This is a genomic window from Massilia eurypsychrophila (assembly GCF_002760655.1).
Classification (GTDB): Bacteria; Pseudomonadota; Gammaproteobacteria; order Burkholderiales; family Burkholderiaceae_D; genus JAFCUW01.
This window is the reverse complement of the sequence record NZ_PDOC01000004.1, coordinates 257,992-278,419: the sequence shown is the minus strand read 5'-3', so window position 1 is coordinate 278,419 and position 20,428 is coordinate 257,992. Positions and strand designations below refer to the sequence as shown.

General features: G+C 65.5%; 16 protein-coding genes. All 16 read left to right on the top strand.

What is annotated here, in order from left to right:
• Positions 1-7 precede the first annotated feature (7 nt).
• The 16 genes from rsmH to CR105_RS09145 all read left to right on the top strand — a co-directional run bounded on the left by rsmH (position 8) and on the right by CR105_RS09145 (position 20,416).
• Positions 8-970, top strand: a complete 963-nt coding sequence (rsmH, locus tag CR105_RS09220) for a 16S rRNA (cytosine(1402)-N(4))-methyltransferase RsmH (RefSeq protein ID WP_099788138.1) — start codon at positions 8-10, stop codon at positions 968-970.
• Positions 967-1,239: a cell division protein FtsL gene (ftsL, locus tag CR105_RS09215; protein ID WP_099788137.1), complete on the top strand. Its 273-nt coding sequence runs from the start codon at positions 967-969 to the stop codon at positions 1,237-1,239. Before rsmH ends, ftsL begins: the two co-directional genes overlap by 4 nt.
• Positions 1,236-3,011, top strand: coding sequence for a peptidoglycan D,D-transpeptidase FtsI family protein (locus CR105_RS09210; protein ID WP_099788136.1), 1,776 nt, complete (start codon positions 1,236-1,238; stop codon positions 3,009-3,011). Before ftsL ends, CR105_RS09210 begins: the two co-directional genes overlap by 4 nt.
• Positions 3,008-4,549 carry a UDP-N-acetylmuramoyl-L-alanyl-D-glutamate--2,6-diaminopimelate ligase gene (locus tag CR105_RS09205; RefSeq protein WP_229413781.1) on the top strand — a complete coding sequence of 514 codons (1,542 nt, stop codon included), beginning with the start codon at positions 3,008-3,010 and terminating at the stop codon, positions 4,547-4,549. The genes CR105_RS09210 and CR105_RS09205 overlap by 4 nt, the downstream gene beginning before the upstream one ends.
• A complete protein-coding gene (locus CR105_RS09200) occupies positions 4,549-5,934 on the top strand; it encodes a UDP-N-acetylmuramoyl-tripeptide--D-alanyl-D-alanine ligase (protein ID WP_099788135.1) in 1,386 nt (461 codons plus the stop codon). The genes CR105_RS09205 and CR105_RS09200 overlap by 1 nt, the downstream gene beginning before the upstream one ends.
• A 1-nt stretch (position 5,935) precedes the next feature.
• A complete protein-coding gene (gene mraY, locus CR105_RS09195) occupies positions 5,936-7,105 on the top strand; it encodes a phospho-N-acetylmuramoyl-pentapeptide-transferase (protein ID WP_099788134.1) in 1,170 nt (389 codons plus the stop codon).
• Complete coding sequence (murD, locus tag CR105_RS09190) at positions 7,105-8,616, top strand: UDP-N-acetylmuramoyl-L-alanine--D-glutamate ligase (protein ID WP_099788133.1); 1,512 nt, start codon at positions 7,105-7,107, stop codon at positions 8,614-8,616. The genes mraY and murD overlap by 1 nt, the downstream gene beginning before the upstream one ends.
• On the top strand, positions 8,616-9,827 hold the full coding sequence (gene ftsW, locus CR105_RS09185) for a putative lipid II flippase FtsW (protein WP_099788132.1): 1,212 nt from the start codon (positions 8,616-8,618) through the stop codon (positions 9,825-9,827). Before murD ends, ftsW begins: the two co-directional genes overlap by 1 nt.
• The gene (murG, locus tag CR105_RS09180; RefSeq protein WP_099788131.1) at positions 9,824-10,900 is read left to right on the top strand and encodes an undecaprenyldiphospho-muramoylpentapeptide beta-N-acetylglucosaminyltransferase; all 1,077 of its coding nucleotides are present in this window, start codon (positions 9,824-9,826) and stop codon (positions 10,898-10,900) included. Before ftsW ends, murG begins: the two co-directional genes overlap by 4 nt.
• Positions 10,897-12,291 (top strand): UDP-N-acetylmuramate--L-alanine ligase, encoded by a 1,395-nt coding sequence (gene murC, locus CR105_RS09175; RefSeq protein WP_099788130.1) that lies wholly within the window; start codon positions 10,897-10,899, stop codon positions 12,289-12,291. The genes murG and murC overlap by 4 nt, the downstream gene beginning before the upstream one ends.
• Positions 12,292-12,293: 2 nt before the next feature.
• Positions 12,294-13,262 (top strand): D-alanine--D-alanine ligase, encoded by a 969-nt coding sequence (locus CR105_RS09170; protein WP_099788336.1) that lies wholly within the window; start codon positions 12,294-12,296, stop codon positions 13,260-13,262.
• A gap of 6 nt (positions 13,263-13,268) precedes the next feature.
• Positions 13,269-14,090 carry a cell division protein FtsQ/DivIB gene (locus CR105_RS09165; protein ID WP_099788129.1) on the top strand — a complete coding sequence of 274 codons (822 nt, stop codon included), beginning with the start codon at positions 13,269-13,271 and terminating at the stop codon, positions 14,088-14,090.
• 11 nt (positions 14,091-14,101) lie between these two features.
• Positions 14,102-15,334 (top strand): cell division protein FtsA, encoded by a 1,233-nt coding sequence (gene ftsA / locus CR105_RS09160; protein ID WP_099788128.1) that lies wholly within the window; start codon positions 14,102-14,104, stop codon positions 15,332-15,334.
• Between the two features lie 157 nt (positions 15,335-15,491).
• Positions 15,492-16,703, top strand: coding sequence for a cell division protein FtsZ (ftsZ, locus tag CR105_RS09155; protein ID WP_099788127.1), 1,212 nt, complete (start codon positions 15,492-15,494; stop codon positions 16,701-16,703).
• 170 nt (positions 16,704-16,873) lie between these two features.
• Positions 16,874-17,881: a YeiH family protein gene (locus tag CR105_RS09150; protein ID WP_099788126.1), complete on the top strand. Its 1,008-nt coding sequence runs from the start codon at positions 16,874-16,876 to the stop codon at positions 17,879-17,881.
• 210 nt (positions 17,882-18,091) lie between these two features.
• Positions 18,092-20,416: a TonB-dependent receptor gene (locus CR105_RS09145; protein ID WP_099788125.1), complete on the top strand. Its 2,325-nt coding sequence runs from the start codon at positions 18,092-18,094 to the stop codon at positions 20,414-20,416.
• Positions 20,417-20,428 lie beyond the last annotated feature (12 nt).

Here is a 20,428-nt window from a genome sequence, read left to right as displayed (position 1 = left end):
CGCCGCGATGACCCCAGTGGCGGTGCCCGAGTTTCAGCATCGGACGGTGCTGCTCGACGAAGCGGTTGACGCGCTCAACCTGGGCGGCGCGCGCGCCGACGGCATCTATATAGATGGCACCTTCGGCCGCGGCGGCCACAGCCGCCTGATCCTGTCGAAGCTGGGCGCCAACGGCCGCCTGTTCGCCTTCGACAAGGACCTGCAGGCGATCGCCACCGCAGGGCAGATCGACGATGCGCGCTTCGAGATCGTCCATGACAGTTTTGCCACCATGCGCAGCGCGCTGGCCGCGCGCGGCGTGACCCAGGTCGACGGCATCCTGCTCGACCTTGGCATCTCGTCGCCACAGGTCGACGACGCCGCCCGCGGCTTCAGCTTCCGCAACGACGGCCCGCTCGACATGCGGATGGATACCACGCGCGGCGTGTCGGCGGCGCAATGGCTGGCCGTCGAAACCGAACAACAACTGGAAAAGGTGATACGCGATTATGGGGAAGAACGGTTTGCTTTTCAGATTGCAAAGGCGATTGTTGCTCGCCGGGCAGTCGAACCAATTTCAAGCACACGACAGCTTGCCGCAATCGTGGCAAACGCGGTCAAGACTCGGGAAAAGGGCAAGGATCCGGCCACCCGTACCTTTCAGGCTATCCGGATTTTCATCAATCAGGAGCTTGAAGACCTTGCGGCAGGCCTGAGCGAGGCGTACGCCATGCTCGCGCCCGGCGCGCGCATGGTCGTCATCAGCTTCCATTCGCTGGAAGACCGCATCGTCAAGCAGTTCCTGGCCAGCAAAGCCAAGGTCGAGCAGCCCGACCGCCGCCTGCCGATCCGCGCGGTCGACCTGCCGCAGCCGCTGATGAAGCTCGTCGCCAAGATCAAGCCGTCCGATGCTGAAGTCGACGCCAACCCGCGCGCCCGTTCGGCGGTGATGCGCGTGGCCGAACGGCTGCCGTCGAAAGGCGCCCAATGAACGCCAAGATCAACCTGGTGCTGCTGGCCGCGCTGGTGGCGTGCGCGCTGTCGGTGGTGAGCGCGCAGTACAAGGCGCGCCATTTGTTCATCGACCTCGAGAGCTTGCAGCAGCAGGCGCGCCAGCTCGACATCGACTGGGCCCAGCTGCAGCTCGACCAGTCCACGCTCGGCAAGCACGCCCGCATCGAGCAGATCTCGCGCACCGATTTGAACATGACGCCGCTGACGCCGGCGCGCACCCAGTATCTGACGGAAGGCGCCAAATGAAGCGCGGCGGGAACGGCGCAAACGGATCGCGGGTCGCTGCCTCGAAAGGCGTGGCGTTCTCGAAAAGCCCGGTGCTGGCGGTTCGCCTGCCGACCTGGCGTTCGCGCGTGGTGCTGTTCGTGCTGTTCGCGTCGTTCGTTGCGCTGGCCGGCCGCGCCATGTGGCTGCAGGCGGTGTCGACCCAGTTCCTGCAAAGTCAGGGCAAGAGCCGTTACGAGCGCTCCATCGAACTGCCTGCCACCCGCGGCAAGATCACCGACCGCAATGGCCAGGTGCTGGCGTCGTCGCTGCCGGTGCGGGCGGTATGGGCGTTTCCGGACGTCGTGCTTACCTCGCCGCCGGAAAAGCTGCGCGCGCTGGCCAAGCTGCTCGAGATGCCGGAAGCCGAGATGCGCAAGAAGCTCGACTCCGACCGCACCTTCGTCTACCTCAAGCGGCAGGTCGAGATGGACGTCGTCGAGCAGGTCAAGAAGCTCGAGATCAAGGGGCTGGTCGAGCGGCCGGAATACAAGCGCTTCTATCCGCAGGGCGAAGTGATGACCCACCTGGTGGGCTTTACCAGCGTCGAGGACATCGGCCAGGAGAGCATGGAACTGGCGCAGCAGAAGACGCTGGTGGGCACCGTCGGCAGCCGCCGCGTCATCAAGGACCGCCTCGGCAACATCGTCGAAGATGTCGGCCTGTCGCGCGAGCCGCGCGACGGCAAGGACCTGACACTGTCGGTCGACAGCAAGCTGCAGTTCATCGCCTTCACGCACGTCAAGGAAGCGGTCGAAAAATTCAAGGCCAAGGCCGGCGCCGCGGTGATCCTCGACGTCCATACCGGCGAAGTGCTGGCGCTGGCCAACTGGCCGGCCTACAACCCGAACGACCGCCGGGCGCTGACCGGCGACCAGCTGCGCAACCGCGTCATGACCGATACCTTCGAGCCCGGTTCCACGCTCAAGCCGTTCACCGCCGCGCTTGCGCTCGAGACCAACCGGGTTCGCCCGGACACCCTGTTCATCACGCCCGGCGCGATGAAGATCGGCTCCGACACGATTCACGATTCGCATCCGAAGCCGCAGCTGACGGTGTCGCAGATCATCCAGAAGTCGTCCAATATCGGCATGGCGAAGATCGCGCTGCCGATGCCGCCGCAAGAAATGTGGGAACTGTTCACCAAGTCCGGTTTCGGCCAGCAGCCCAAGTTCGGCTTTCCCGGCGCCGTCGCCGGCCGCGTGCGCCCATATAAAGCGTGGAAGCCGATCGAGCAGGCCAACATGGCGTTCGGTCACGGCATCTCGGTGTCGCTGCTGCAGCTGGCGCGCTCCTACCTGATCTTCGCGCGCGACGGCGACATCATTCCGCTGTCGTTCCAGAAGGTGAGCGAGAACCCGGTCGGCCAGCGCGTGATCTCCTCCAAGACGGCGCGCGAAATGCGCGTGATGCTCGAAAGCGTCGTCAGCCCGGAGGGCACCGCGTCGAAGGCGCAGGTGGCAGGCTACCGTGTCGGCGGCAAGACCGGCACCGCGCAAAAGCTGGTCAACGGCCGCTACTCGCACACCAAATACATCGGCAACTTCGTCGGCATCGCGCCGATGTCGAACCCGCGCTTCGTCATCGCCGTCATGATCGACGAGCCGACCACCGCCGCCCACACCGGCGGCGCCGTCGCCGCGCCGACCTTCGCCGCGCTGGCCACCAGCGCGCTGCGCGCGGCCAACGTGCCGCCCGATTCGACCGTCACCGACATCATCATTCCGGAAAATCCTCTCGAGGAGGGCATGTGAGCACTGCCATCAGCCATCAGGATGTCTGTAGCTGGATCGCCGTCGCCGCGCCTGGCGCCAGGCTGGCGTCGGACTCGCGCCGCGTAGGCGCCGGCGACGTCTTCTTCGCCTATCCGGGCGAAGCCGGCGACGGCCGCGACTTTGTCGAAGCCGCCATCGCCCAGGGCGCTAGCGCGGTAGTCTTCGAGCAGAAAGATTTCGCCTGGAACCCGGCCTGGCGGGTCGCGCACCTGGCCGTGCCCGACCTCAAAAAGAACGCCGGCCCGATCGCCCACGCCTGCCACGGCATGCCCGACGCCGCCATGTTCACCGTCGGCGTCACCGGCACCAACGGCAAGACCTCGTGCGCCGTGTGGATCGGCCAGGCCCTGGCGCGCCTTGGCCACACCACCGCGGTGATCGGCACCCTCGGCGTCGGCATGTTCAAGGGGCGCGCCGAGCCTGAATTCGACGTCACCGGCTACACCACGCCCGACGCCGTGCTGCTGGCCGAAAAACTCGCCGCCACGCGCGACGCCGGCGCCACCGCACTGGCAATCGAAGTGTCGTCGATCGGCCTCGAACAAGGCCGCGCGCTGGGCATGCACTTCGACGTCGCGCTGTTTACCAACCTCACGCGCGACCACCTCGACTACCACGGCGACATGGCCAGCTACGAAGCGGCCAAGGTCAAGCTGTTCGAGTGGCCTGGCCTGAAGGCGGCGGTACTGAACCTGGACGACCCGGCCGGCCACCGGCTGGTTGCGCACCTGCAGGCGACCAACCCCGGCTTGCCGCTGATGGGCTACACGCTGCAGGACCGCGCCGCCCAGCCGGACCTGGCTGGTGTCGCCATGCTGCGCGCCTCGCAGTTCAAGAGCCGTAATTCGGGCACCGACTTCCACCTCGATTCCGCCTACGGCAGCGCCACCGTCAAGACCCAGCTGGTCGGTCACTTCAATATCAGCAATGCGCTGGCGGTGTTCGGCGCGCTGATGGCCAAGGGCGTGGCGCTGCGCGCCGCGGTCGACGCCATCGAAGCGCTCACGCCCGCGCCGGGCCGCATGCAGCAGGTCGGCGGTCAGGAAGCGCCGATGGTCGTCATCGACTACGCCCACACGCCGGACGCGCTGGAAAAGACGCTGCTGACGCTGCGCCAGGTGGCGCAGGAACGCGGCGGCCAGCTGTGGTGCGTGTTCGGCTGCGGCGGCGACCGCGATCCGGGCAAGCGCCCGCAAATGGGTGCGATCGCCCAGATCGCCGCGCACGTGCTGGTCACCAGCGACAATCCGCGCAGCGAAGATCCGACCGCGATCATCGCCCAGATCGTCGCCGGCATGGATGCCGCGCACCCGCAGTCGACATTCCAGGCGATCGAAGACCGCGCCGCCGCGATTCTGTCGGCCGTCAAGCACGCCGCCAAGCGCGACGTGATCCTGCTGGCCGGTAAGGGCCACGAGCCTTACCAGGAAATCAAGGGCCGCAAGATGCCGTTTTCCGACGCCGACCACGCCGCCCTGGCGCTGGCCGCCCGGGTCACCATGATGAGGACTAACTGATGCGCGCTTCGCTGGCCCAACTGGTCGCCTCGCTGTCGGGCGCCCGCATGACCCACAACGCCCCGTTCGACGGCGTCACCACCGACAGCCGCAACCTGGCGCCCGGTTCCCTGTTCGTCGCGCTGCGCGGCGAGCACTTCGATGGCCACCACTTCCTGCCGCAGATGGCCGAGAAGGGCGCTGCCGCCGTCATCGTCGAAGCGCTGCCGGCCGGCTGGACCTTGCCGGCAATCGTTGTTCCCAACACGCTCACCGCGCTTGGCCAGGTCGGCAATTTCTGGCGCAGCAAATTCGCCATTCCGGTCATCGGCGTCACCGGCAGCAACGGCAAGACCACGGTCAAGGAGATGATCGCGGCGATCCTGGCCGCGGCCCACGGCGAAGACGGCCGCCTGGCCACGCGCGGCAACCTGAATAACGAGATCGGCGTGCCGCTGACCCTGATGCGCCTGACGCCCGAGCACAAGGCGGCAGTGGTCGAACTGGGCATGAACCACCCGGGCGAGATCGCGCGCCTGACCGCCATCGCCGCGCCGACTGTCGGCCTGGTCAACAACGCCCAGCGCGAGCACCAGGAATTCATGCACACGGTCGAAGCGGTGGCGCTCGAAAACGGCGCCGTGCTGGCCGGCCTGCCGAAAAACGGCATCGCCGTCTACCCGGGCGACGACGTCTACACGCCGCTGTGGGCGCGGCTGGCCGACCAGCGCCGCTCGATCACCTTTGGTCTCGATGGCCAGTGCGACGTCGGCTGCACCCACGCCGTCCAGGACTTCGGCAGCGCGTTGTCGGTATCGGTGCGCATCGGCGGGCAGGAACAGCAGCATTTCGACATCAACCTGGCCGCCGCCGGCCTGCATAACGTGCGCAACGCGCTCGCCGCAATTGCCTGCGCGCTGGCCGCCGGCGTCAGGCAGGAGGCCATTGTCCGCGGGCTCGAAGCGTTCGCGCCGGTGTCGGGCCGACTGCAGCACAATAGAAGCGCGAACGGCGCAACAGTTATCGATGACAGCTACAATGCCAACCCCGATTCGGTGCGCGCGGCGATCGACGTGCTGGCGCAGGCGCCGCAGCCGCGCATCCTGGTCCTGGGCGACATGGGCGAAGTCGGCACCCAGGGCCAGCAGTTTCACGAAGAAATCAGCGCCTACGCTGCCAGCCGCGCTATCGACGCGGTGCTGGTGACCGGCGAACTGACGCGCCACATGACGGCCGCCGGCGCGCGGCATTTTGAACAGTTTGAGGAATTATTGGCCGCACTGGATATAGAACTGGGCAGTAACTCTGACGCGACTGTGTTGGTGAAGGGCTCGCGTTTCATGAAAATGGAACGCGTAGTCCAACACCTGCTTGGATCCCAAAACACTGGCAAGGACGCCCACTAACATGCTGCTCTGGCTCGCACAATTCTTTCAGCAGGACTTGGGTCCTCTGCGTATTTTTAACTTCATCACGTTTCGCGCGGTGTTCGCGACGATTACCGCGACCGTCATCGGCCTTGGCGCCGGCCCGTACGTGATCCGCTGGCTGACCCGCATGAAGGTCGGCCAGGCGGTGCGCACCTACGGTCCCGAGACCCACCTGGCCAAGCACGGCACCCCGACCATGGGCGGTGTGCTGATCATCATCTCGATCGGCATCTCGGTGTTCCTGTGGTGCGATTTCTCCAACCGGCTGATCTGGCCGGTGCTGGTCGTCCTGCTCGGTTTCGGCGCCGTCGGCTGGGCCGACGACTACCGCAAGGTCGTCTACAAGGATCCCGAAGGCATGCGCTCGGGCGAAAAATACTTCTGGATGTCGCTGATCGGCGTCGCGGCCGCGCTGTACCTGGCGTTTTCGGTGTCGGCGCCGAACACAGCCAAGGTATGGGAGCTGTTCTACGCGTGGGTGCAGTCGGGCTTTTCGATGGACCTGCCGCCAAAGGCCGACCTGATCGTCCCGTTCGTCAAGACCATCAGCTATCCGCTCGGCGTGTGGGGCTTCATCGCGCTCACTTACTGCGTCATCGTCGGCACCAGCAACGCCGTCAACTTCACCGACGGCCTCGATGGCCTGGCGATCATGCCGACCGTGATGGTCGGCTCGGCGCTCGGCCTGTTCGCCTACCTGACGGGTTCTGCCACCTACTCGCGCTACCTCTTCATTCCGCACATCCCGGGCGCCGGCGAACTGCTGATCTTCTGCGGCGCGATGGCCGGCGCCGGTCTCGCCTTCCTCTGGTATAACGCGCACCCGGCGCAGATGTTCATGGGCGACGTCGGCGCGCTGGCGCTCGGCGGCGCGCTCGGCACCATCGCCGTCATCGTGCGCCAGGAGATCGTCCTGTTCATCATGGGCGGCGTGTTCGTCGCCGAGACGCTGTCGGTGATCATCCAGGTGGCGTGGTTCAAGATCACCAAGAAGCGCTACGGGGTAGGGCGGCGCGTGTTCCGCATGGCGCCGCTGCACCACCACTTCGAACAACTGGGCATGAAAGAGACCAAGGTTGTCGTGCGATTCTGGATCGTCACGATGATGCTGGTCCTGGTCGGCCTGTCCACCTTGAAGCTGCGCTGATGAACTACGCGGGCAAACAGGCACTCGTGCTCGGCCTCGGCGAATCCGGGCTGGCGATGGCGCAATGGCTGGCCCGTTGCGGCGCGCGCGTGCGCGTGGCCGACACCCGCACCGAGCCGCAGCGCCTGCATGCGCTGCGCACCGCGGTCGAGGGCGTCGAGTTTGTCTGCGGCGAATTCAACGACGCGCTGCTCGACGGCGTCGACTTCGTCACCCTCAGCCCGGGCCTCGGCCCGCAGCGCGAACTGCGTGGCATCGTGCCGAGCGCGCGCGCGCGCGGCATCCCGGTGTGGGGCGAGATCGAACTGTTCGCCCAGGCGCTCGCTGCGCTCAAGCTCGAACGCGGCTACGCGCCGAAAGTCATTGCGATTACCGGCACCAACGGCAAGACCACCGTCACCAGCCTGACCGGCCTGCTGTGCCAGCGCGCAGGCCTGAGCACCCGCCTGGCCGGTAACATCAGCCCGGCCGCGCTGGACGTGCTGCGCGAAGCGCTGCGGGACGAAGAGGTAAAGCAAGAACCTTTGCCGCAGGCATGGGTGCTCGAGCTGTCGAGCTTCCAGCTGCATTCGACCTTCAGCCTCGAAGCCGATGCCGCCACCGTGTTGAACCTGACCCAGGACCATCTCGACTGGCACGGCGACATGGCCGCCTACGCCAACGACAAGGCGCGCATCTTCGGCGAGCACACCGTGCGCGTGCTCAATCGCGATGATGCCGCCGTCATGCGGATGGCGTCGGCGACTGCGCCTGCGGTCACCTTTGGCGCCAGCGCGCCGCTGCAGGCCGAAGACTTCGGCTTGGTTCAAGAGCGCGGCGTGCTGTGGCTGGCAATGGCCACGCCCGGCGAAGAGAGCGACAAGAAGCGCAAGAAAAACGAAGTGGCCGAGCCGGTGGAGGCCATCGTCAACCGCCTGATGCCGGCCGACGCGCTGCACATCCGCGGCGTGCACAATGCCACCAACGCACTTGCCGCGCTGGCGCTGTGCCGGGCGATCGGCCTGCCGATGGCGCAACTGCTGCACGGCCTGCGCGAATACAAGGGTGAGCCGCACCGCGTCGAACTGGTCGCCGCCATCGACGGCGTCGACTACTACGACGACAGCAAGGGAACCAACGTCGGCGCCACCGTGGCCGCGCTGGTCGGCCTGGGCAAGGCGTTCGGCGGCGAACAGCAGCGCATCGTGCTGATCGCCGGGGGCGACGGCAAGGGCCAGGATTTCGATCCGCTGGCCGAGCCGGCGTCGCGCTACGTGCGCAGCGTGCTGCTGATCGGCCGCGACGCGCCGAAGCTGCGCGTCGCGCTCGAGCCGTCCGGCGTCGAACTGATCGACTGCCGCTCGCTGCCCGACGCGGTGCTGCGCGCCAGCGCGCTGGCCCAGCCGGGCGACGCCGTGCTGCTGTCGCCGGCCTGCGCCAGCCTTGACATGTTCACCAACTACGCCCATCGCGCGCAGGTGTTCGTCGACGCGGTGCGCGACATCGCGCTGTCGAAAGGCCAGGACCTCTGATGGCCTTCCAGCTCCCATTCAAGTTTGCCGGCTCGTCCGCTGATGCGTTAAGCAGCAGCCGCGCGCGGCCGTCGAAAATGATGGAGTACGACCAGCCGCTGGTCTGGGTCACCTTGCTGCTGATGCTGTTCGGGATGGTGATGGTCTACTCGGCCTCGATCTCGCTGCCCGACTCGCCCAAGTTCGCCGCCTACAAGAACACCTATTTCCTGACCCGCCAGGCCGCCTTCATCTCGTTGGGCCTGTTGGCCGGCCTGTTCGTCTTCCGCGTGCGCATCGCCACCTGGCAGCGCTATGCGCCATGGCTGTTCGTCGCCACCCTGGTGCTGCTGGCGCTGGTGTTCATGCCGGTACTGGGCTATTCGGTCAACGGCGCGCGCCGCTGGCTGGACCTGAAATTCATCAAGCTGCAACCGTCCGAACTGATGAAGGTTGTGGCGGTGCTGTATGCGGCCGACTACACGGTACGCAAGCAGGAATACATGCACAAGCTGACCAAGGGCTTCCTGCCGATGGCCGGCGCGATCGGCCTGGTTGGCCTGTTGCTGCTGCTTGAACCCGACCTGGGCGCCTTCGGCGTCATCGTCTGCATCGCGATGGGCATCCTGTTTCTGGGCGGGATCAACGCGGTCTGGTTCGGCGGCATCGGCGCGCTGCTGGTGCTCATCTTCACCGCCATCATCGCGTTGTCGCCGTTCCGCCGCGCGCGCATGTTCGCCTATCTCGACCCGTGGCAGGAAGACAATGCGCTCAACAAGGCCTACCAGCTGACCCACTCGCTGATCGCCTTCGGCCGCGGCGAGATCTTTGGCGTCGGCCTGGGCGGCAGCGTCGAAAAGCTGCACTACCTGCCGGAAGCGCATACCGACTTCCTGCTCGCCGTGATCGGCGAAGAACTTGGCCTGGTCGGCGTGCTGGTCGTGATCGCGATGTTCTACTGGCTCGTCAAGCGCGCCTTCGACATCGGCCGCCAGGCAATCGCCATCGACCAGACTTTCGCCGGCCTCGCCGCGAAGGGCATCGGCATCTGGCTCGGCGTGCAGACATTCATCAACATGGGCGTCAACCTGGGCCTGTTGCCGACCAAGGGCCTGACCCTGCCTTTGATGAGCTACGGCGGCACCGGCGTGGTGATCAACTGCGTCGGCCTGGCGATCCTGCTGCGCATCGACTACGAAAACCGGGTGCTGATGCGCGGAGGTCGCCCATGAAGCGCCTGATGATCATGGCGGCCGGCACCGGCGGTCATATCTTCCCCGGCATCGCGATTGCGCAGACAATGCGCGCGCGCGGCTGGGAAGTGAGCTGGCTCGGCACCTCGCTCGGCATGGAGCAGGACATCGTGCCCAGGCACGGCATTCCGCTCGACGCCATCGACTTTTCCGGCATGCGCGGCAAGGGCCTGCAGCACACGCTGGCCGGCGCCTTCAAGCTGACCGTCAGCTTCGCCAGCTGCCTGCGCATCATCTCGCGCCGCAAGCCCGACGTGGTGCTGGGCATGGGCGGCTACGTCACTGTGCCGGGCGGCCTGATGGCGCGCCTGCGCGGCATTCCGCTGGCGCTGGTCAACGCCGACGCCGCGCTGCTGTTGTCGAACAAGACGCTGACGCCGCTGGCGCAGCGCGTGCTGTTCGGCTTCCCGGCCGACTTCGGCCGCGCCGCCGGCAAGGCCAGCGTCACCGGCAACCCGGTGCGCAAGGAGATCCTCGACGTCGCGCCGCCGCAAGGCCGCTTCGACGGCCGCGACGGTCCGCTGCGCATCCTCGTCGTCGGCGGCAGCCTCGGCGCCAAGGCGCTCAACGACAGCGTGCCGGCGGCGCTGGCCTTGATGCCGCAAGCGACGCGCGCGATCGTCACCCACCAGTCGGGCAAGAAGAACATCGATGCGCTGCGCAAGTCGTACCTCGACGCCGGCGTCGAAGCGAACGTGGTCGACTTCATCGAAGACATGGGCGCCGCCTACGCGGCAGCCGACCTGGTGATCTGCCGCGCCGGCGCCATCACGATGTCGGAGCTGACGGCGGCCGGCGTGGCCAGCGTGCTGGTGCCGTTTGTCGCCGCCACCACCAGCCACCAGCGCGACAACGCGCAGTGGATGGCGACGCAAAAGGCGGCGATCCATTTGCCGCAACAGGAACTGAACGCGGCGCGCGTGGTGCAGCTGCTCGAATCGCTGACCCGCGACGACTGCCGCCAGATGGCGATCGCCGCGCAGGCGGTCGGCAAGCGCGACGCCAATGACGCCATCGCCGACATACTCGAAAAATTAGCGGACTCCAAATGAAACACAAGATCAAGAACATCCACTTTGTAGGCATCGGCGGCAGCGGCATGAGCGGCATCGCCGAAGTGCTGCTCAATCTCGGCTACAACGTGTCGGGCTCTGACCTGGGCAGCAATGCCGCCAGCCTGCGCTTGGAGAGCCTGGGCGCCATCGTCACGCTCGGCCACGACGCCAAGAACGTCGAAGGCGCCGACGCCGTCGTCACTTCCACCGCGGTCAACGACCAAAACCCGGAAGTGATCGCCGCGCGCGCCGCGATGATCCCGATCGTGCCGCGCGCGATCATGCTCGGTGAACTGATGCGCTTAAAGCGCGGCATCGCCATTGCCGGTACCCATGGCAAGACCACTACCACCAGCCTGGTCGCCTCGGTGCTGGCCGAAGGCGGGCTCGATCCGACCTTCGTCATCGGCGGCAAGCTCAATAGCGCCGGCGCCAACGCCAAGCTGGGCACCGGCGACTACATCGTCGTCGAGGCGGACGAATCGGATGCGTCGTTCCTGAACCTGGCGCCGATGATCGAAGTGATCACCAACATCGACGCCGATCACATGGAAACGTACGAACACGACTTCGAAAAGCTGAAGATGGCGTTCGTCCACTTTACCCACCGCCTGCCGTTCTACGGGCGCGTGATGCTGTGCATCGACGACCCGCACGTGCGCGCCATCATTCCGCACATCTCCAAGCCCGTCACCACCTACGGCTTTTCCGCGCTGGCCCAGGTGCGCGCCGTCAACGCCCGCGCCAACGGCCTGCAGATGCACTTCACCGTCATCCAGGACGGCTATGAAGACACCGACTTCGTGCTGAACCAGCCAGGCATGCACAACGTCGCCAACGCCTGCTCGGCCATTGCAATCGCGCGCGAAATCGGCATTGACGACAGCGCCACCCAGCGCGGCCTGGCCGGCTTCAATGGCGTCGGGCGCCGCTTCACCCGTTACGGCGACATCGCCATTCCGGGCGGCGCCGGCAGCTTCACGCTGGTCGACGATTTCGGCCACCACCCGATCGAAACCGAAGTGACGCTGGCGGCCGCGCGCGGCGCCTATCCGGGCCGGCGCATCGTGCTGGCGTTCCAGCCACACCGCTTTACCCGCACGCGCGACCTGTTCGAAGACTTCGTCAAGGTGCTGTCGACGCCCGACGTGCTGCTGCTGGCCGATGTCTACGCCGCCGGCGAGACGCCGATCGCCGCTGCCGACGGCCGCGCGCTGGCGCGCGCGCTGCGCGTGGGCGGCAGGCTCGAACCTATCTTTGTCGAGTCGATCGCCGACATGCCGGCGACGATCATGGGCGCGGTGCGCGACGGTGACGTCGTCATCACCATGGGCGCCGGCTCGATCAGCACCATCCCGGCCAAACTGACTTCTTATACAAAGGCTTGATCGTGAGCGAAATTTCCTCCACTGACGCAGCAGCACTTGGCAAGGTAGGTGTCCTGTTCGGCGGCCGCTCCGCCGAGCGCGACGTCTCGATCATGTCCGGCACCGGCGTGCTGGCCGCTTTGATAAGCCGCGGCGTCGACGCCCACGCGTTCGACCCGGCCGAGCGCAACATCGCCGAGCTGGCAGCCGAAAAGTTCGACCGCGTGTTCATCGCGCTGCACGGCCGCTTCGGCGAAGACGGCAGCCTGCAGGGCGCGCTCGAGCAGCTCGGCATCCCGTACACCGGCAGCGGCGTGATGGCCTGCGCGATCGGCATGGACAAGATCTACACCAAGATGATCTGGCTGATGAAGGGCCTGCCGACGCCGAAGTATGCTTCGCTCGACGGCGCGACCGACCTGGCGCAGGTGGTGGCCGAGCTCGGCCTGCCGCTGATCGTCAAGCCGCCGCACGAAGGCTCGACCATCGGCATCACCAAGGTTGTCGCCGCCGAAGCACTGCAGGCCGCGTACGACGTCGCCGCCGGCTTCGACGACATCGTGCTGGCCGAAGAATTCGTCACCGGCCGCGAGTTCACCGTCACGGTGCTTGGCCGCGGCAAGACCGCGCGCGCGCTGCCGGTCGTCGAGATCGTCGCGCCGCAAGGGAACTACGACTACCAGAACAAGTACTTTACCGACGACGTGCAGTACATCTGCCCGGCCAAGCTGGACGACGCCACCGCCGCCGAGATGGCGCGCCTGGCGCTGGAAGCGTACCGCGCGCTCGACTGCGAGGGCTGGGGCCGGGTCGACGTGCTGCTGCGCGCGGTCGACAACAAGCCGTTCCTGATCGAGGTCAATACCTCGCCGGGCATGACGACGCACTCGCTGGTGCCGATGTCGGCGCGCGCGGTCGGCATGAGCTATGAAGACCTGTGCGTCGAGATCCTGAAGACGGCGCGCCTGAAGCTGGTCAAGGAACAGGGTTAATCGCATATGTGGCAAGACGCACGCGCCCTGAACGCAACCGCCAGCGGCCTGATGGCCCTGGTGGTACTGGCGTGCATCGCCTCGGGCGTGTGGTGGGTGTCGCAGCGGCCGATGTTCTCGCTGCGCACGGTGCGGGTCGACAGCATGTACGAGATCGAGCTCAAGCGGGTCAGTGAACTGACCTTGCGCAACGGCGTGGTCGGCAAGATCAAGGGAAATTTTTTTACCGCGAACCTGGAGCAGGTACGCACGGCGTTTGAATCGGTGCCCTGGGTACGGCGCGCAACGGTGCGGCGCGAGTGGCCCGACCAGCTGATCGTGTCGGTCGAAGAGCACGAACCGCTCGGCACCTGGGGCGAAGACGGCCGGCTGCTGTCGGTCAAGGGCGACGTGTTCACGGCGAACCTGGCGGAGGCGGAAGACGACCGTCCGCTGCCCGAGTTCACCGGACCGGAGGGCAGCGAGAAGGAAGTGCTGGCGCGGTTTGCCGAGCTGCGCGCGTGGTTCGCGCCGATCAAGCTGGTGCCGGCGGCGCTGAGTTTGTCGAGCCGGTATGCGTGGACGGTGAAGCTCGATAACGGCATGCAGGTGGCGCTGGGGCGCGAGCAGGACAACACCACCTTGCGTACCCGGGTGCAGCGGCTGGTGGGAATTTATCCACAGCTCGAGAGCCGGGTGCAGGGCGGCATCGACACGATCGACATGCGCTACGCGAACGGCCTGGCGCTGGCCGCCGCCGGGCTGACAGTGCCGAAAGATGGAACCAAGCCTGTGAAGGCCGTCGTGAAAAAGACAACTTCAACAACCAACAAAACCAGCAAGCACTAGGCCACAGCAAAATGACAAAAGACGCTAAAAACCTGATCGTCGGACTCGATATCGGCACCTCGAAAGTGGTCGCCGTTGTCGCCGAGGTGATGTCCGACGGACGCCACGAGGTGATCGGACTCGGGCAGCACGAGTCGCGCGGCCTGAAGAAAGGTGTCGTCGTCAACATCGAGGCGACCGTCGAATCGATCCAGCGCGCGCTCGAAGAAGCCGAGCTGATGGCCGACTGCAAGATCCGCAACGTCTACGCAGGCATCGCCGGCAGCCATATCCGCTCGTTCAATTCGAGCGGCATGGTCGCCATCAAGGACAAGGAAGTGACCGCGACGGACGTGGCGCGCGTGATCGAGACGGCCAAGGCGGTCAACATCCCGACCGACCAGCAGCTGCTGCACACGGTGCCGCAGGAATTCATCGTCGACAGCCAGGAAGACGTGCGTGAGCCTATCGGCATGAGCGGCATCCGGTTGGAGGTGCGGGTGCACATTGTCACCGGTGCGGTGTCCGCCGTGCAGAACATCGTAAAGTGTGTGCGTCGCTGCGGTCTTGAAGTGTCCGATCTGATCTTGCAGCCGATGGCGTCGGCCGATGCGGTGCTCACGCCCGACGAAAAAGAGCTCGGAGTGGTCCTGATCGACATCGGCGGCGGCACCACCGACATCGCCGTGTTCTCCGACGGCGCCATTCGCCACACGGCGGTCATTCCGATCGCCGGCGACCAGATCACCAACGACGTGGCGATGGCGCTGCGCACGCCGACTTCGGAAGCCGAGGAGATCAAGATCCGCTACGGCGTCGCCAAGCAGGTGCTGGCAGATCCGGGACAGTCGCTCGAAGTGCCGGGCCTGGGCGACCGCGGTCCGCGCACGCTGTCGAAGCAGGCGCTGGCCGCCGTCATCGAGCCGCGCGTCGAGGAGCTGTTCGCGATGGTGCACCAGGTGGTGCGCGAGTCCGGCTACGAAGGCGTGCTGTCGTCGGGCATCGTGCTCACCGGCGGCAGCGCCATCATGCCGGGCATGGTCGAAATGGCGGAAGACATATTCCTCAAGCCGGCGCGCCTTGGCACGCCGGACTACCGCGGCCAGCTGGCCGACGTGGTGCGCAGTCCGCGCTACGCGACCGTGCTCGGTCTGTTGTTGGAAGCGAAAAAGCAGTATCTGCGCGGGCATATCGTCACGCGCCAGGACGGTTCGGTGACGGCGGTGTGGCAGCGGATGAAGGAATGGTTTTTAGGGAATTTCTAAGCACGGCGGCAGGGGTTGGCGGCGGATTGGCAAGACGGTTGCAACAAGAATACAAACACTTACATTTTTTATTTACAAACGCAGTTTTCAATCTCCAGGTTTCATACCACTATGAGTCCTGGCGCTTGGAAACGGCACTTTGATTAGGAGTTTCATCATGGAGTTCGATATGGTCGATAACGCAGCACTGGGTACTGTCATCAAGGTTGTCGGCGTCGGCGGCGCAGGCGGCAATGCGGTTCAACACATGATCAACAAGGGCGTCTCCGGCGTCGAGTTCATCGCGGCCAACACCGACGCGCAGGCATTGGCTGCATCGTCGGCGCACAACGTGATTCAGATCGGCGAGTCGGGTCTGGGCGCCGGCATGAAGCCGCAGGTCGGCCGCCAGCTGGCCGAAGAATCGCGCGCGCGCATCGAAGACTCGCTGCGCGGCGCGCACATGGTGTTCATCGCGGCCGGCATGGGCGGTGGCACCGGTACCGGCGCCGCGCCGATCGTGGCCGAAATCGCCAAGTCGATGGGCGCGCTGACGGTGGCGGTGGTGTCGAAGCCGTTCTCGTACGAAGGCCAGAAGTGCATGGACATCGCCGAAGAAGGCCTCGAAGAGCTCTCCAAGCACGTCGACTCGCTGATCATCATCCTCAACGAAAAGCTCGAGGAGATCTACGAAGACGAAAGCATGATCGACTGGATGAAGCATGCCGACGACGTGCTCAATAACGCGGTGGCCGGTATCGCCGAGATCATCAACGTCCCGGGCCACATCAACGTCGACTTCAACGACGTCAAGACCATCATGGGCGAGCAGGGCAAGGCCATGATGGGCACCGCGACCGCGTCGGGCGTGGACCGTGCGCGCATCGCCGCCGAGCAGGCAGTGGCCTCGCCGCTGCTGGACGGCATCGACCTGTCGGGCGCGCGCGGCGTGCTGGTCAACGTGACCGCCAGCCGTGGCCTGAAGGGCAAGGAAATCAAGGAAGTGATGGCGGCGGTACGCGCCTTTGCCGCTCCGGATGCATCGATCGCGCAGGGCATCGCCTACGACGACGCCATGGGCGACGACATCCGCGTGACCGTGGTCGCCACTGGCCTGGGCAAGAGCAAGAAGGCGATGCAGCTGGTGCAGCAGCCGATGCTGCGCACCGGTACGCACAACGCGCCGCTGATGGCGTCGAGCGCGGGCCTGCACGCATCGGCCGGCGTGACGATGGGTTCGACGTCGGTGGGCGGTCACGCCGCCATGGACGGCATGAAGCAGCCGGCCGTGTGGCGCCGCGAGCAGGCCTCCGAGCAGGTGCAGGCGATGCAGCGCAATGGCGTCGAGACGTACGACATCCCGGCGTTCCTGCGCAAGCAAGCCGACTAAGACGGCAACGCATAGCCAGCCTGGCCCGGCCACCCCACAAGGGGCGCCGGGCCTTTTTTCGACATTTTCCTTTTTTGCCAAGTACTTAAATTCAACTAGATGACCTGTATCATTTATATTTAATTGATGCTATTCTCTGGCTCACTCCCACGAGCCCGAAGGTCGTTTCGATGAATTCTGTGCTGGCCTGGAAGCCTGCCGCGCTGCTGCGCTTCTGGCCGGGCATCGTCATCGCCGCCGTGATCGCGCTGGCGGCGTCGTTCATTTCGAGCAGCTACGGCGGACCTCAGTTGCTGTTCGCGCTCTTCATCGGTCTCGCCTTCCACTTCCTGTCGAACGATCCGGTGTGCCGACCTGGCATCGACTTTTGCAGCAAAGGCGTGCTGCGCACCGGCGTGGCGCTGCTTGGCGCGCGCATCACCTTGCCCCAGGTGGCGTCGCTGGGCGCGACCACCATTGCGCTGGTGGTGGCCGCGGTCCTGTCGACCATCGGCTGCGGCTACCTGCTGGCGCGCCTGCTGCGCCGCCCGCTCCAGGAAGGCATCCTGTCCGGCGGCGCGGTTGGCATCTGCGGCGCGTCGGCCGCCCTTGCCATTGCCGCGGTGCTGCCGCAAACGCGCCAAAACGAGCGCTTCACGCTGCTCACCGTCGTCGGCGTTACGGCGTTGTCGACGCTGGCGATGATCGTCTACCCGCTGCTGGTGCACCTGGCGCGACTGGACGGCGAGGCCAGCGGCATTTTCATCGGCGGCGCCATTCACGATGTCGCCCAGGTGGTCGGCGCCGGCTATCTGATATCGAACCACGCGGGCGACGTCGCCACCATCGTCAAGCTGACCCGCGTCGCTTGCCTGGTGCCGGTGGTGCTGGCCCTGTGCGTGATATTCCAGACGCGCGGCTCCAGCACCGAGGTCGACCTGCCGGCGCTGCTGCCGTTATTCCTGGTCGGCTTCGTGCTGACCATGCTGGCCAATACCTACGGCCTGATTCCGCCGCCGCTGGTGGAGCTGCTCAACACAGTCTCGCGCGCCTGCCTGGTCACCGCAATCGCGGCGCTGGGAGTGAAAACGTCACTGCAGGCGCTCGCCCAGCTTGGCTGGCGACCGGTCGCCATGCTGCTGGGCGAGACACTGTGGATCGCAGTATTCGTCTTCGCGGGAGTGCTCATGCTTCGCTAATTGATATAGATGATATAAATTACATTTGACTTAAACGAGAGCGCTGGATAAGATCGTTTCACAAGCATGGCCGGAGACACGGCCAGCACGGGAAAAACGATCGCCGCGACCTCGAGACGCAGCCGTTTCATCGTTGCCAGGCGCTGGCGCCCGCATGCAGGCGAAAGCGCGTGGTGTATAGAAAAGCAGTCCAACTGGAGGAGACACCCCATGAAGTTGACGTCTAGTACCCGCTATCCGCGCAGGCTTGAGCTTGCGCTGCTCCCGTCGCTGATCGCGGCAGCCCTGGCCAGCATGCCGGCGCACGCCCAGCAGGCGCCGGCCGCACCGTCGGCCGAGTCGAGCCAGATCGAAACGGTGATCGTCACCGCGACCAAGCGCCCGGCGCCGCTGCAGACGGTGCCGATCGCGATAACGGTCATCAGCGGCGCCCAGCTTGAAAAATCGAACCTCAACACGCTCGGCGCGATCACGTCGCAAACGCCGACGGCCAGCTTCCGCTCGGGCGCCTCGAACAAGGACACGTCGTTGTTCATCCGCGGGGTCGGCACCATTTCGACTTCGCCCGGCATCGAGCCGACCGTGTCGACCGTGATCGACGGCGTGGTCACCGCGCGCCCGGGCCAGTCGACGATGGACCTGCTCGACGTCGACCGTGTCGAGGTTCTGCGCGGACCGCAAGGCACGCTGTTCGGCAAAAACGCGTCGGCCGGCGTGATCAGCATCGTCACGCGCGATCCGGGCGCCGAGTTCGGCGGCTACGTCGACCTCGGCTTCTACCAGGGTAACGAGAAGCGCGCGCGCTTTGGCGTTTCTGGCGAATTGAAGCCGGGCGTGGTGCGCGGTTCGTTCTCGCTGATGCACGGCGACTACGACGGCAACATCACCAACGTGGCGAATGGCGCCAGGCTCAATGGCTACGACCGCAACGGCGCCCGCGGCAAACTGATTATCACGCCCAATCCCGACACCAGGATCGCGCTGATCGCCGACATGGTCAAGTCGCGCGACAACACACCGACCGGCGTGCCGGTGGGACTGACCGTCACCGCCTACCCGAGCAACGTAGTCGGTGCGCCCAACACCCAGTACCAGGCTGGCGTCGCGCCAGTGGTGCCGTCGAAGACCAACCGCAGCATCAACAGCGAAATCGAAACCAGGGTCGCCGACGATAATTCCGGCTTGTCCGCGCAAGTGGACTGGAACGCCGGCGCGCATGCGCTGACGTCGATCACGGCCTACCGCAAATGGGAAAACACGCAGTACCAGGACCAGGACCGTTTGCCCCTGACGTACCGCCAGTTTCCCCAGACCGTCGACAAGGGCGACCTGTCGTTCAACCAGTTCACCCAGGAGCTGCGCGTCGCTTCGCCCAAGGGGCAGTTCTTCGACTACGTCGGCGGCCTGTTCTACATGAAGGCCGAAAACGCCGAGACGTACCGGCGCGATGTCACGCGCTGCGTCAACAGCGTGGCGGCGGCGCTGCCGTCAGGCCTGGTGCCGTGCACGCCGTCGACCACCACGGTCGATAACGGCGTGGCCACCTACGGCATCGACAGCACCAGCGCTTCGGTGTTCGGCGAAGGCGCCTTCAACTTCCGCAGCGACCTGCGTGCGATCGCCGGCGCACGCTATACGCGCGACAAGCTGTCGTTCGACCATAACCGCACCTCCACCCAGCTGGCCGCCATTCCTGGCGTGCGTCCGGCGTTTGTCGCGGCGGGCAGCACCTCGGTGACCGGTTACTCGGGCCGTATCGGTCCTCAGTTCGACATCAACCGCGATGTAATGGTCTACGCAACCGCCTCGCGGGGCTACAAGGGACCAGCCTACAACGTGTTCTTCAACATGCAGGCGTTCGACAACATCGCGATCAAGCCGGAGACGTCCAACTCCTACGAAATCGGTCTGAAGTCCTCGCTGCTGAACAACAGGCTGCGCCTGAATCTTGCCGCCTTCAATACCAAGTACGACAACTACCAGGCCAACCTGAACGACCTGGTCGCCGGCACCATCGTCACGCGCCTGATCAACGCCGGCTCGGTTTCCACCAAGGGCATCGAGATGGACTTCGTGGCCAAGTTCTCGTCGCGCTTCACTGTGTCGGGAGCGGCTGCCAATATCCAGGCGCGCATCGACAGCTTCAACTGCCCGCCGGGTGCGTCGGCCAGCTGCGACGTCAATGGCAAGCCGCTGCCGTTCTCGCCCGACTGGCGCGCCAACCTGCGTGCCAACTACAAGATGCCGGTATCGGGCGGCTGGATGGCGGACGTCGGCGCCGACTATAACTACCAGAGCGAAGTGGTCTACGATATCGGCCAGGCGCCCGATTCGATCCAGCCGGCGTTCGGCATCATCAACGCCACGCTGTCGCTGTACAACTCGGAGCAGGGCTGGAGCGTGACGCTGGTTGGCAAGAACCTCGCCAACAAGTCGTACGCGACCAACCTGGTCAACGGCGGCGGTTTCTTCGCGCGCTACGTGCCGCGTGACGATCAGCGTTACTTCGGCATCAGTGTGCGTAAGGACTTCTGAACCAGCTGCAGA